Genomic DNA, 12,736 nt, shown 5'->3' on the forward strand with positions numbered 1-12,736 from the left:
GAATAAAATCATGAAAAGTTTATTAGATCAGGAATTTTCAGACAGTAACATTGTCATTACAAAAACAGAGGATTTGCTGAACTGGGCCCGTTTATCGTCAGTCTGGCAGCTTGGATTTGGCCTTGCCTGCTGCGCAATCGAAATGATGGCTACATCGGCCTCACATTACGATTTCGACAGGTTTGGAGTCATTCCCCGTGCAACACCCCGCCAGGCTGATGCCATAATCATTTCAGGCACTGTTACTCTCAAGATGGCCACACGTATCAAGCGTCTCTACGAACAGATGCCCGATCCCAAATATATAATCTCAATGGGAAGCTGCTCCAATAGCGGCGGACCGTACTGGGAGCACGGCTATCACGTATTAAAAGGAATTGACAGGGTCATTCCGGTTGACGTTTACGTTCCCGGCTGCCCCCCCAGGCCTGAGGCTTTGTTAGAAGGCCTGTTAAAACTACAGGAAAAAATCAGAAACGAATCACTGGTTAAGAAAACCGCATGAAAACTAGAGAAGAAATTTTTAATATCCTGAAACAGGAATTTCCGGAGGATGTTTTTGAACTCCTCAACCAGCCCTCTGAACCGATAATTATGGTTGACCCGAAGGCAATTCATAAGATCTGCTTTTATCTGAGGGATACCGAAGGGCTGAAGTTTGACTCTTTAATGGTCCTTTCCGGCGCTGACGATGCAAACGGTGAAAAAGTTACCGATGCAGACGGTTCAGTTACAATTAACGGCGGCACACTGAGCGTATACTATCACCTGGAATCAATTCAACTCGGACAGAAAGCAACCTTAAAGGCTGCAACTCCAAGGGATAACCCTGAAGTTGAATCAGTTGAAGGCGTCTGGAAAAGTGCCAACTGGCATGAAAGAGAAGCCTACGATATGTTTGGCATCAAATTCCTGCACCACCCGGATCTCAGAAGAATCTTAATGCCATACGACTGGGAGGCAGGATATCCACTCAGAAAAGATTATAAGAATCCGGAATTCTATCAGGGCATGAAGGTTCCCTACTGATTTAATCCGGCATAAAATAAAACAAATTCCGGTAAAAACTATTGATAATGATTTAGCGAATAAAAAATGGCATTAAAAACTGAAGAAATGGTATTAAACATGGGGCCCCAGCACCCTTCAACACACGGCGTGCTGCGGCTTGAAGTTGAACTTGACGGCGAGCTGATTGTCAACGTAAAACCCCATATCGGATATTTACACCGCTGCTTTGAAAAACATGCTGAGGCGATGAACTATAACCAGGTCATCCCCTATACAGACAGGCTTGACTATCTGGCTGCCATGTATAACAGCTTCGGCTACGTGATTGGAGTTGAAAAGCTGCTCGGAATCCAGGTCCCTGAAAGAGTTGAATATATCAGGGTCATAATGGGAGAGCTTCAGAGAATTGCATCCCACCTGGTTGCAGTAGGAACATATGGCGTCGATATTGGTGCCTTTACCCCCTTCCTTTACGGCTTCAGGGACAGGGAAAAAATACTGAGCCTGTTTGAAATGACCTGCGGCGCACGCATGCTTTATAATTATAACTGGGTTGGCGGACTCTCGCACGACCTGCACCCGGATTTTGTGCCGATGGCAAGGGAGTTCCTGAAGTATTTCAAGGGAAGCCTTGTAGAATTTAACAACCTTCTTTCATACAATAAGATCTTTATTGAACGTACTGCCAACGTTGGCGTTCTGCCCCTGGATACTGCCATAAGCTACGGCATCACAGGTCCTAACCTTAGAGCAAGCGGAATCAAGTGGGATTTAAGAAAGAACGATCCATATTCTGTTTATGACAGGTTTGATTTTGAGATCCCTATGGGTTCGGGCGAGAAAGGTACAACAGGCGACTGCTGGGACCGTTACTACGTCCGCATTAGAGAAATGGAAGAAAGTGTTAAGATAGTAGAGCAGGCTCTGGATCAGCTGCCTGAAGGTGACGTGCACGCGGCTATTCCAAAGAGAATTAAACCTGCCGTAGGTACTATCTACAGCCGTGTGGAAAACCCGAAAGGAGAATTAGGATATTTCATCATCAGCGACGGATCAGTGAATCCTTATAGAATGAAGGTCAGAGGTCCATCCTTTGTTAACCTTGCAGTCTTGGGTGAATTGTGCAAAGGTCATCTTGTTGCTGACGTAATAGCAATTTTAGGTAGTATAGATATAGTTCTGGGAGAGGTGGACAGATAATGTATAATCTATTAAACAATCTTATCGGCAATGAATACGTTGCTGCCGTAATTGCTGCAGCTCTTCCATTATTCGTATTTATTCTGCCCTTCGCACTTGCAGCAGTTCTTCTTGAAAGAAAAGTCTCGGCATTTATGCAGGACAGGCTCGGGCCTAACCGTACAGGTTACCGCGGACTTCTGCAGACAGTGGCTGATATTTTGAAACTCATTCAGAAAGAAGACATCACTGCTACGGATGCCGACAAAAAGCTCTTTAATTTGGCTCCGGTCCTCGTTTTTGCCGGCTGTTATGCCGCCTTTGCTGCAATTCCTTTCTCAGGCGCTTATATCGGAGCCGACATTGACCTTGGAATGTTCTTTATCGTGGCTATTTCAAGCCTTGTTGTTGCCGGCATCTTAATGGGCGGCTGGGCTTCGAATAATAAATATTCTCTGATCGGCGCCATGAGAAGTGCCGCCCAGATGATAAGCTATGAAATACCAACAGCTCTTGTAATTCTTTCACTTGTTCTTGTAACAGGCACATTAAGCCTTCACCAGATAAGCGAACAGCAGACTGCTTATTTCTGGAACTGGAACATTTTAGGCGGTGCGGGACTTGGATTTTCAAAGCTCCTGCTTATCCCCTTCATGATTGTAGGCTTTATAATCATTTACATCAGCTCTCTTGCTGAAGTAAACAGAACACCTTTTGATATTCCTGAGGCAGAAAGCGAGCTCGTAGCGGGTTTCCACACAGAATATTCAGGTATGAAATTCGCAATGTTCTTCCTTGCTGAATACGCAAACATGTTTGCAGTTTCATCAGTTGTGGCAGCACTTTTCTTCGGCGGCTATCAGTCTCCTTTTGGATATCTGGGCAACACGCTCGGCATCTCATGGCTGGTTCCGCTTGAACAGTTCTTCTGGTTCACGGCAAAAGGAATGTTCTTTGTGCTTGTACAGATGTGGCTCAGATGGACTCTTCCGCGTCTGAGAGTTGACCAGCTGATGACTGTCTGCTGGAAATATTTAATCCCTTATGCTTTTGTTAATTTGATCATCGTAGGTCTAATAACTTTACTTTAATATATGAAACAATATCTTAAAAATACCTGGGAAGCCATATGGACCGTTTTAGTGGGAATGAAAATTACGCTAAAGCACTTGTTTATGCCTTCCGTAACAATTCAATACCCTGACGTTAAGGTTCAACTTCCTGACAGGGCACGTAACAGATTATACGTTAATATTGACGACTGCATCGGCTGTGACCAGTGCGCAAGAGCATGTCCGGTAAGCTGCATCTCAATTGAAACAGTAAAGGGAATGCCCACAGAAGATTTAGGCAAAACTTCCAACGGCAAGAAAAAAGCTCTTTGGGTAACCCAGTTTAATATAGATATTGCAAAGTGCTGCTTCTGCAGTTTATGCACATATCCCTGCCCTACCGAATGCATAAAGATGACTGATGTTTATGAGTTTTCGGAATATGAGAGAGCTAATCTATTATACAAATTCTCTAATATGACTGAAGAAGAAGTTGCCGTAAAGAAAGAGAATTTTGCAAAAATGGAAGCCGAAAAAGCAGCAGCAAAAGCAGCCGCCGCAGCAGCTCCCAAGGTGCCGAAACCAGCTCCGGCAGCAGAGGCAACTAAAACAGATACAGAAAACAAATAATAAAACGGTGAAATTATAAATGAACATCTATGATATAGTATTCTATCTGTTTGCAGCTATCACACTGGCCTCGGCCTTTGTGGTTGTAACTGCCAGAAATATAATCTATTCAGCCTTCAGCCTGCTCTTTACATTCTTCGGCATTGCGGGTTTGTATGTACTGCTCGGTGCCGACTTTATAGCAGTTGTACAGCTGATGGTTTATGTTGGTGGCATTCTTGTTTTAATTCTCTTCGGTGTCATGCTGACAAATAAAATAACCAGCGTCCAGATCAAGACCGGTACACTGCAGGTTATTCCTGCAATACTTGGTACGGCTCTCATGGCAGGTGTTTTAATTAAGATCTTTACGGGTACAAACTGGCATTCACAAATGGCACAGTACCCTACGAAAACGACGGCATATGCACTGGGACACATACTTTTAACAGATTATGTACTGATATTTGAACTTCTTGGAATTCTTTTGCTCATTGCCCTGATCGGTGCGGCTACAATAGCAAGAAAAGAAGAAAAAGCAAGCTAAAGCAGTTTTAAGCAAGTTCTTTCTCTGAACAAATTTTATAAACAGTTATTTCAAAATTAGATTCCGGAGCCTGAATTGGTTCAAGTTGGATTAACCCATTTTTTAGTAGTAAGTGCAATTCTTTTCTCACTGGGAATTTTCGGCATTGTAACACGCAAGAATGCCGTTATGGTACTGATGGGACTGGAACTGATCCTGAATTCAGCCAACATTAACTTTGTCGCTTTTTCAAGGTTTGGTAATTTTGGACTGAACGGACAGGCCGTAGCACTTTTTGTTATTGTATTGGCGGCTGCTGAAGCTGCTATTGCATTAGCCATTGTATTAAACATTTACAAAACTTTCGCCACAGTAAACGTGGATGAAATTGACAAACTAAAAGAATAGCTCTATGACTGAAGCATCATTATTAAATATTTCGTTGGCAATATTACTACTGCCTGTCATCGGATTTGCAGCACTGATATTGTTTGGTAAAAAGATTCCCGGATCACACTGGCTCGAAACTATACTCATATTTTCGGCCCTGTGCCTGTCGATTTATGTGGGCTTTGGGAAGCTTGCCTTCTTTGCCGGCAAGAACCTCATTTTGGAAGCTACATGGATCCACTTGTGGAATGTCCCGGTACTGGGTAACATTACAATGGACCTGGGGATCAAGATCGACAACCTGACAGCCATTATGCTGTTCGTTGTAACGCTGATCAGCTTTTTGGTTCACGTATTCTCGCTGGAATATATGAAAGGCGACGCGAGATTTTCCCGCTACTATGCTTACTTGGGAATATTTACCTTCTCCATGCTGGGCATTGTCCTTACACATAATATTCTTATGATGTACATCTTCTGGGAACTGGTTGGAATTTCATCATATCTCCTTATCGGTTTCTGGTTCGAGAAGAAATCTGCTTCAGACGCCAGCAAGAAAGCTTTTCTTGTAAACAGAGTCGGTGATACCGGTATGTTCATCGGAATTATGATACTTTTTACAAACTATCATACATTCACCTTTGACACAATTTTTGCTCAGATTGCGGCCGGACACCTTCCCTTTAACAGCGGCGCATGGCTTACAGCAGCAGGATTACTGATCTTTATGGGAGCTGTCGGAAAATCGGCCCAGTTCCCTCTGCATGTATGGCTTCCTGATGCAATGGAAGGCCCAACACCGGTATCTGCTCTCATTCATGCCGCTACCATGGTTGCTGCAGGTGTTTATCTTGTAGCTAGAGTATTTGTTATGCTTACGGCCGACGCAATGCTTACAATTGCAATTGTCGGTATGGTAACTTCTTTCGTAGCGGCTACAATAGCGCTTACACAGAACGATATTAAAAAGGTACTTGCCTATTCAACCGTAAGCCAGCTTGGCTACATGATTATGGCAATGGGTGTGGGAGCATACCAGTATGCATTCTTCCACCTTATTACACACGCTTTCTTCAAAGCATGCTTGTTCCTAGGCTCTGGGTCCGTTATTCATGCAATGCACCACGAGCAGGATATAAGAAAGATGGGCGGTTTAAGGAAAAAGCTTCCTATAACCTATGCCGCGTTCCTTATTTCAACACTTGCTATCTCTGGTGTTCCGTTTACTTCAGGTTTCATGAGTAAAGACGGCATTTTAGCAGGCACTTTGGCTTTCGGAAGCCTTACGGGCCACTGGCTCATTCCGGTGGTAGCCTTCCTGGTTGCAATGATGACGGCATTCTATATGTTCCGCCTCGTTATTGTCACTTTCCACGGAACTCCCAGAGACGAGCACAAGTACGAACATGCCCATGAGTCCCCTTTTGTAATGGCAATGCCTCTGGTTGTACTGTCTTTGCTTTCAGTATTCTTCTGGTACGGTGCCAACCCGGTTAACGCCTCATCAGGATGGTTCCTTAACAAATGGGTTAAGACTCCATCTACAATTGTACCCCAGGTGCAGAGGTTTGACTTCATGAAGACTGAGGCAAAAGAGGCTTCAGCTGAAGCTTCTGCTGTTGAGCACTCAGCCCCTCAGGCCGAAGCGGAAACAGTCGTGCATTCAGAACATTACATGCATGCAATGCACCAGGCTCACTACCCTGCCATGGGACTTTCACTTGTCCTGGGCGGACTTGGAATACTGCTTGCGTTCTCGATGTACCAGTGGAAGAAAATTGATCCTGATAAGCTGGCCGAAAGGCTTGGACCTCTTTACAGGTTCTCACTCAACAAATGGTACATTGACGAACTCTACGGCGCAACGTTTATCGGCGGAGCCCTTGCGTTCAGCCGCTTCCTGGCATGGTTCGATAGCAAAGTTGTCGACGGTATCGTAAACGGGGTTGCTACATTGACACGCGGCCTTTCAAACCTTGGCGGGATGTTTGACAAATACGTTGTAGACGGCCTGGTTAACGGGGCGGCATACTTAAGCGGTTTTATTGGAATATTTTTCAGGAGGTTCCAGACAGGCAGAGTTCAGACCTACGTTGTCTTTGTAATCTTCTCAGTCTTGATATTATTGTTTATTTTCAGGCCATTTAGTTTCTAATGGCAACTATATAGAACGGGTTTTGTAATTAAAAATATTAGAGGTTAAAGTTCATCATGGCATATTTCCCAATTTTGTCATTTATCACTTTCCTTCCTGTTCTGGGAATGTTAATTATTTTGTGCCTCCCGGGAACACAGGAAAAACTAATCAAAGGATTGACTGCAGCAGTTACAGCTACTCAGGTAGTGCTGGCAGGAATAATACTTCACAGCTATAACTACTCACTTAGCGGGGTATTCCAGCAGAATTCTTTTCAGTTCATTGAAAAGTTCAGGTGGATTGAGATTTCAGGCTTATCCTGGCTGGGAACAGTAAAAGTAGACTATTTCCTTGGCATTGACGGCATCAGCGCCCCAATGGTTCTTTTAACTGCTTTAATCTCTTTTATTGCTACACTCTCTTCCTGGAACATCTCAAAGTCAGTAAAAGGATTTATGGCCCTCTTCCTCCTGCTCGATACAGGTATGATGGGCGTCTTTGTTTCACTGGACTTCTTCCTGTTCTATGTGTTCTGGGAACTCATGCTTCTTCCGATGTACTTCCTTATCGGTGTCTGGGGCGGCCCAAGAAAAGAATATGCTGCTATTAAGTTCTTTATCTATACTTTAGTCGGCAGCGTGTTTATGCTTCTTGTAATGATAGGGCTTTACTTCAGCGCCAAAGAGCTACTTCCAAACGGAACAAGCGCATTTACATTTAATTTACTTTCTTTAATGGATCCTAAGAACTATACCGCAACAGGTATTCTTTCTCCGTTAAATCCTCACAATCTGAGATTTGTGGCTTACATAGCTCTTTTCATCGGCTTTGCAATAAAAATACCGATGTTCCCGTTCCATACATGGCTGCCTGATGCACACGTTGAAGCCCCTACACCAATAAGCGTTATTCTTGCCGGTGTTCTTCTTAAGATGGGTACTTATGGCATCATAAGAATCAGCTATCCGATATTCCCTGAAATTACACGTCAGCTGGCCTGGTACATTGCACTCTTTGGTATGATAAATATCATCTACGGTGCACTTTGCGCTTTGGCACAGAAAGACTTCAAGAAGATGATAGCTTATTCATCTGTATCGCATATGGGCTACGTGCTCTTAGGTATGGCTTCACTTACAACGGTCGGTATAAACGGAGCCATCTTCCAGATGTTCAACCACGGTACAATTACAGCAATGCTCTTCCTTATTGTTGGCGTTGTCTATGACCGTACACATACAAGAGGTCTTGATGATTTCGGCGGCCTTGCTCTCAAGATGCCGGTTTATACTTTCTTCGTTACAATAGCATTCTTTGCCGCAATCGGACTTCCTTCGATGAGCGGATTTATATCTGAATCTTTTGTATTCCTGGGAAGTTTCAGCGTTGACAGCATAAGAATAATTACCATGTTCTCGACACTCGGCATACTGCTTGGTGCAGGCTACATGCTCTGGGCATTACAGAGAGTTTTCTTAGGCAAGTTCAATGAAAAATGGAATATGCTTACAGATCTTACTGTAAGAGAATACTTAATGTTCATTCCTTTGACAATTGTTATCTTCCTGCTTGGAATTTATCCTTCAGGCATGCTTAACATAATGAATACATCTGTTAATAGTCTGGTAGACTTTATGAATAAGATGCCGGCTAATTTCTCTATGTTAGGAAAATTTTAATCAAATAAACTGAAGACCATGGAATTTAACACCATTTATAATAATCTATTTTACCTGGTTCCTGAAATTGCAGTTTCTGCATTCCTGGTGCTTGTAGTGCTTGCTGATCTGATACTCGGGAATAATAAAAAGTTGCTTCCTTATTTGTCAATTGCAGGAATGCTCGTTGCCGGCTTCTGCGTCATGAACCAGATGACCTTCTCGGGCGCTGTGTTTTCCCTCTCGGGTCAGTCGAAGAGCTTCGGGATGGTCACGGTTGACTCATTTGGGGCTTTCTTCAAGCTTCTTGTAGTTGTTTCAACTGTTCTGGTAGTGTTCTTCTCTTTCAGTTCGGAGGAGATAAAAAAGAGCACTTCAAGGCACGGAGAATACTACACGCTTATCCTGGGAATGGTACTTGGTATGTTCCTCATGGTATCGGCAACGGACTTGATACTGATCTATCTTTCCCTTGAGCTGATGTCACTTTCATCCTATGTACTTGCGGGCTTTACAAAGCTTAAGGACCGCAACAGCGAGGCAGCACTTAAATACATCATTTACGGCGCTGTTTCTTCAGGACTCATGCTTTTTGGTATCTCCATAGTTTATGGACTTACAGGAACCACAAATCTTTATGTAATTAACACACTGCTGCAGGCCCCGCAGATAAATCTTCTTGCACTTGCATTTGCAGGCATACTGATCTTTGCCGGTATCGGATATAAAATATCCACTGCCCCGTTCCACTTCTGGACGCCAGATGTTTACGAAGGGGCGCCAATTACCATTACGGCATTCCTTTCAGTTGCCTCTAAGGCAGCAGGTTTCGCACTCCTGGTAAGATTTATAAAAGTAACCTTTGTCTCTTCTGTTGCGCCCTCAGGACACTGGATGATGATCCCGGTTTTCCCGTGGAAAGAGTTCCTGATTGTAATTGCAATACTGACCATGACGCTCGGAAACTTTACAGCGCTCTGGCAGACTAACTTAAAAAGACTGCTTGCTTACTCAAGCATTGCACACGCAGGTTATCTTCTTCTAACGGTTGCAGTGCTTTCAAACCAGGGGCTCATTGCAATGCTGGTTTACTTCGGCATCTATGCCTTCATGAACCTGGGCGCATTCTTTATCGTAATGATTATAGCCAATAAGATTGGAAGCGAGAACCTGGAAGACTATAAAGGCCTGGGCTACTCAATGCCCTTCCTTGGAGTCACCTTCGGTATGTTCCTTGTTTCCTTAACCGGCCTTCCGCCGGCGGCTGGATTTATTGGCAAACTCTACCTCTTCATAGCACTGGTAGACTCGAATATGATAGCCGTGGCTGTTATTGCTCTTCTTAACACGGTTGTTTCTTTGTACTACTACATGAAGGTATTAAAGGAAATGTTCCTCTCAAAGCCGACCGGAGAGCCGGTTTCAATAAGGCTTTCACCTTTAAGCCTTATTCTGATTCTTGTTATGCTGGCTCCAATTGTTATCTTCGGTGTTTACTTCACACCGATTGTTGAATTTGCAAAGAGCTGCATTACGATTTTAGGCATGTAAAAATTAAGGTGAACTTTTTATATTAAAAGGCGAATCATTTCTGTGATTCGCCTTTTTTATATTAAGCACCGGAAAGATGTGACGTATCTAAAGTTATGAAACTTCCTATTTACCTCGACAACCATTCAACAACCAGGACCGATAAAAGGGTCATTGAAGCAATGCTCCCCTATTTTGACGAATACTACGGTAATCCCTCAAGCATGTCGCACCCCTACGGATGGGCTGCATCTTCTGCCGTGGAAAGCGCAAGGGAAAAGGTTGCAGATTTTATCGGGGCAAAGCCGGAAGAGATAATTTTTACAAGCGGAACAACAGAAAGCAACAACCTTGCTCTTAAAGGGCTGGCTCTTTCCCCGCTAAATAAAAAAAGGCATATAGTTACAACTGAGGCCGAGCATCCCTCGGTGCTGAATGTAGTGCGGTTTCTGGAAAGATCAGGCTTCCTGGTTACTTATCTGAAGCTGGATCAATACGGGATGTTTGACCCAGGTGAGTTTGAAGGGGCAATAAAAGACGATACTCTCATGGTATCTTTAATGGCTGCAAATAATGAAATCGGGACCATTTACCCTTTAAGCGAAATTGCTGCAATATGCCAAAAGAAAGGAGTCCTTTTTCATACTGATGCCGCACAGGCAATTGGTAAAATGGATTTCAATGTAAGCAGCATTGCTCTTGACATGGCTTCTTTCAGCGCCCACAAGAACTACGGCCCCAGGGGAACCGGCGCCTTATATGTTAGACAAAAGTCCCCTAAAATCCGCCTCACCCCCCTGTTGCAGGGCGGAGGGCAGGAAAAGGACTTACGCTCAGGCACACTGAACACCCCGGCAATTGTGGGCTTTGCCAAGTCGCTTGAAATCTCAAAAGAGGAAATGCCCGTGGAAACTGAAAGGATAAGGCTTTTACGGGACCGTCTTAAAGAAGGGATATTCAGGGCTCTGGATGATATATATCTTAACGGTCATCCTGAAAAAAGGCTTGTCAATAATTTGAATATCAGCATTAAAAACATTAATATTGATCATCTTTTAAGCGAGTTAAGGGACCTTGCCCTCTCCACCGGCAGCGCCTGCGCCTCCGGCAGCCCCGAGGGCAGTCACGTCTTAAAAGCTATCGGGCTGGATCAGTCCCTGATGAAAGCTTCCGTAAGGTTCGGCCTTGGGCGGTTCAATACAGAAGAAGAAATAGATTATACAATATCCAGGTTTACCGGGGCCGTAAAAAAGGTCCGGAATAAAAACCTGTAATAAACAGAATTAAATATTTTTTTAAGAATCAAACAATTGGGGTTCAAAATGAATAAAGATGCAGCATTTGACTATCTGAAAAACAATCTGGATCTGTTCTTCGGCTTTATGAAGGAGAAATATCCGTTTTTTAACAAGTCAAACGTATTTATAAGAGACCTGCAGTACGGAGTAAAGAACTTTTTTGAGAGAAAATCGGTTAAATTATCATATAAGGATGTTGAGGAAACTGCTTCCAGGCTGATTCAGACGCTGGAAAAAGACGGAATTCTCTTTAAGGTTAGTGAAAATGCCTGGAAATTAAACTATGTTCCCAAAGAGGAGCCGAAGCCTGAAGAGGCAAAACCTGCAGAAGGAGCAAAGCCTGAGGAAGGCAAAGCAGAAAACGCATAGTTTTCCGGATTTTACTGGTGTAGTTCTTAAATAATTTCTTACATAGAAAGGAAATGACGAGGTATGGCAAATACAACCGTTGATTCATCCGAAATAAAGGTAACAGATAAAGCTGTAAATCAGATTAAACAGGTGATGAAGGAGAACAGTATTCCTGAGGAATATGGCCTTAGAGTAGGCGTCAAAGGAGGCGGATGCTCAGGGCTTACATACTCTTTAGGCTTCGACTCTTCTCCGCGTGAAGGCGATAAAGTAATTGAATCAAATGGAGTAAAACTCTTTGTTGACGGAAAGAGCCTTTTTTATCTGATGGGTACCGAACTTGATTTTTCTGACGGCCTGAACGGCAAGGGCTTTGTCTTTAACAATCCCAATGCTGTTAAAACCTGCGGATGCGGCAACTCTTTTGGAGTATAAGGTCATTAAAAAAGGCAGAGATTAAGAAATCTCTGCCTTTTTTGTAAAATATCTCAGAGGCCTACTTCCCTTTCATATAATCTTCAAAATTCTGGTTCTTATATGCACCTTCATTTATAAATTTCAGAATATTAAGAAACTGTTTGTCATCCAGGTATCCCGGGACAACAGTTATAGGCTGCTGCTTTTCATCAAAGAATATTGTGGAAGGAAATCCGGTTACACCGAAGCCTTGTGCAAGCTGCTGCTCAGTATAGCTTTCTCCCATAAATTTCACCTTTGAGGCCGATTCTGCATTTAATTTAACCGCAATAAAATTATCAGCCATATATTTTGCCACTTCAGAGTTCTTGTAGGTAGATGCGTCCATCTTTTTACACCAGCTGCACCAGTCGGTATAAACGTCCACAACAACCTTTTTATTCTCCTTTTTGCTGGCCTCTAACCCCTTGTCGAAATTTGTCCATTTTACCTCTTCCGGCGCCGGATAATAAAAAGCGGCCGATCCCAGAAGTGCAATTACAAATACAATAAGTAACGTTATTTTTCTTTTCATAAGA

14 protein-coding genes are annotated in these 12,736 nt (G+C 43.3%); 13 read left to right on the forward strand and 1 reads right to left on the reverse strand.

Annotation, left to right across the window (positions count from 1 at the left end; translation table 11 throughout):
* Nucleotides 1-10 precede the first annotated feature (10 nt).
* From HF312_06750 to erpA, 13 genes are all read left to right on the forward strand, one after another.
* On the forward strand, nucleotides 11-505 hold the full coding sequence (locus HF312_06750) for an NADH-quinone oxidoreductase subunit B (protein MCU7519900.1): 495 nt from the start codon (nucleotides 11-13) through the stop codon (nucleotides 503-505).
* Entirely contained in the window at nucleotides 502-1,029 is a 528-nt protein-coding gene (locus tag HF312_06755) for an NADH-quinone oxidoreductase subunit C (GenBank protein ID MCU7519901.1), read from the forward strand. The genes HF312_06750 and HF312_06755 overlap by 4 nt, the downstream gene beginning before the upstream one ends.
* 66 nt (nucleotides 1,030-1,095) lie before the next feature.
* A complete protein-coding gene (locus tag HF312_06760; protein MCU7519902.1) occupies nucleotides 1,096-2,211 on the forward strand; it encodes an NADH-quinone oxidoreductase subunit D in 1,116 nt (371 codons plus the stop codon).
* Nucleotides 2,211-3,281: an NADH-quinone oxidoreductase subunit NuoH gene (nuoH, locus tag HF312_06765; protein MCU7519903.1), complete on the forward strand. Its 1,071-nt coding sequence runs from the start codon at nucleotides 2,211-2,213 to the stop codon at nucleotides 3,279-3,281. The genes HF312_06760 and nuoH overlap by 1 nt, the downstream gene beginning before the upstream one ends.
* A 3-nt stretch (nucleotides 3,282-3,284) precedes the next feature.
* Nucleotides 3,285-3,872 (forward strand): NADH-quinone oxidoreductase subunit I, encoded by a 588-nt coding sequence (locus tag HF312_06770; protein MCU7519904.1) that lies wholly within the window; start codon nucleotides 3,285-3,287, stop codon nucleotides 3,870-3,872.
* A 19-nt stretch (nucleotides 3,873-3,891) separates the two neighbouring features.
* Nucleotides 3,892-4,398 carry an NADH-quinone oxidoreductase subunit J gene (locus HF312_06775; protein MCU7519905.1) on the forward strand — a complete coding sequence of 169 codons (507 nt, stop codon included), beginning with the start codon at nucleotides 3,892-3,894 and terminating at the stop codon, nucleotides 4,396-4,398.
* Between the two features lie 75 nt (nucleotides 4,399-4,473).
* Entirely contained in the window at nucleotides 4,474-4,785 is a 312-nt protein-coding gene (gene nuoK, locus HF312_06780; GenBank protein ID MCU7519906.1) for an NADH-quinone oxidoreductase subunit NuoK, read from the forward strand.
* A 4-nt stretch (nucleotides 4,786-4,789) separates the two neighbouring features.
* Nucleotides 4,790-6,922 carry an NADH-quinone oxidoreductase subunit L gene (gene nuoL, locus HF312_06785; GenBank protein MCU7519907.1) on the forward strand — a complete coding sequence of 711 codons (2,133 nt, stop codon included), beginning with the start codon at nucleotides 4,790-4,792 and terminating at the stop codon, nucleotides 6,920-6,922.
* A gap of 71 nt (nucleotides 6,923-6,993) precedes the next feature.
* Nucleotides 6,994-8,583: an NADH-quinone oxidoreductase subunit M gene (locus tag HF312_06790; protein MCU7519908.1), complete on the forward strand. Its 1,590-nt coding sequence runs from the start codon at nucleotides 6,994-6,996 to the stop codon at nucleotides 8,581-8,583.
* 18 nt (nucleotides 8,584-8,601) lie between these two features.
* A complete protein-coding gene (locus HF312_06795; protein MCU7519909.1) occupies nucleotides 8,602-10,113 on the forward strand; it encodes an NADH-quinone oxidoreductase subunit N in 1,512 nt (503 codons plus the stop codon).
* A gap of 95 nt (nucleotides 10,114-10,208) precedes the next feature.
* The gene (locus tag HF312_06800) at nucleotides 10,209-11,366 is read left to right on the forward strand and encodes a cysteine desulfurase (protein MCU7519910.1); all 1,158 of its coding nucleotides are present in this window, start codon (nucleotides 10,209-10,211) and stop codon (nucleotides 11,364-11,366) included.
* A 48-nt stretch (nucleotides 11,367-11,414) separates the two neighbouring features.
* Nucleotides 11,415-11,759, forward strand: a complete 345-nt coding sequence (locus tag HF312_06805) for a hypothetical protein (GenBank protein MCU7519911.1) — start codon at nucleotides 11,415-11,417, stop codon at nucleotides 11,757-11,759.
* 63 nt (nucleotides 11,760-11,822) lie between these two features.
* Entirely contained in the window at nucleotides 11,823-12,176 is a 354-nt protein-coding gene (gene erpA, locus HF312_06810) for an iron-sulfur cluster insertion protein ErpA (GenBank protein ID MCU7519912.1), read from the forward strand.
* A gap of 61 nt (nucleotides 12,177-12,237) precedes the next feature.
* Here erpA and HF312_06815 read toward each other — a convergent pair whose 3' ends face one another.
* Nucleotides 12,238-12,732, reverse strand: a complete 495-nt coding sequence (locus HF312_06815; protein MCU7519913.1) for a DUF255 domain-containing protein — start codon at nucleotides 12,730-12,732, stop codon at nucleotides 12,238-12,240.
* Nucleotides 12,733-12,736 lie beyond the last annotated feature (4 nt).

The organism is Ignavibacteria bacterium (genome assembly GCA_025612375.1).
In the GTDB taxonomy this organism is placed as follows: domain Bacteria; phylum Bacteroidota; class Ignavibacteria; order Ignavibacteriales; family SURF-24; genus JAAXKN01.

What these genes read in the sequence shown, in the direction of transcription:
- HF312_06750 (MCU7519900.1), top strand. Translation starts at nt 11, where the DNA reads ATGAAAAGTTTATTAGATCAGGAATTTTCAGACAGTAACATTGTCATT.
- HF312_06755 (MCU7519901.1), top strand. Translation starts at nt 502, where the DNA reads ATGAAAACTAGAGAAGAAATTTTTAATATCCTGAAACAGGAATTTCCG.
- HF312_06760 (MCU7519902.1), top strand. Translation starts at nt 1,096, where the DNA reads ATGGCATTAAAAACTGAAGAAATGGTATTAAACATGGGGCCCCAGCAC.
- nuoH (MCU7519903.1), top strand. Translation starts at nt 2,211, where the DNA reads ATGTATAATCTATTAAACAATCTTATCGGCAATGAATACGTTGCTGCC.
- HF312_06770 (MCU7519904.1), top strand. Translation starts at nt 3,285, where the DNA reads ATGAAACAATATCTTAAAAATACCTGGGAAGCCATATGGACCGTTTTA.
- HF312_06775 (MCU7519905.1), top strand. Translation starts at nt 3,892, where the DNA reads ATGAACATCTATGATATAGTATTCTATCTGTTTGCAGCTATCACACTG.
- nuoL (MCU7519907.1), top strand. Translation starts at nt 4,790, where the DNA reads ATGACTGAAGCATCATTATTAAATATTTCGTTGGCAATATTACTACTG.
- HF312_06795 (MCU7519909.1), top strand. Translation starts at nt 8,602, where the DNA reads ATGGAATTTAACACCATTTATAATAATCTATTTTACCTGGTTCCTGAA.
- HF312_06800 (MCU7519910.1), top strand. Translation starts at nt 10,209, where the DNA reads ATGAAACTTCCTATTTACCTCGACAACCATTCAACAACCAGGACCGAT.
- HF312_06805 (MCU7519911.1), top strand. Translation starts at nt 11,415, where the DNA reads ATGAATAAAGATGCAGCATTTGACTATCTGAAAAACAATCTGGATCTG.
- erpA (MCU7519912.1), top strand. Translation starts at nt 11,823, where the DNA reads ATGGCAAATACAACCGTTGATTCATCCGAAATAAAGGTAACAGATAAA.
- HF312_06815 (MCU7519913.1), bottom strand. Translation starts at nt 12,732, where the DNA reads ATGAAAAGAAAAATAACGTTACTTATTGTATTTGTAATTGCACTTCTG.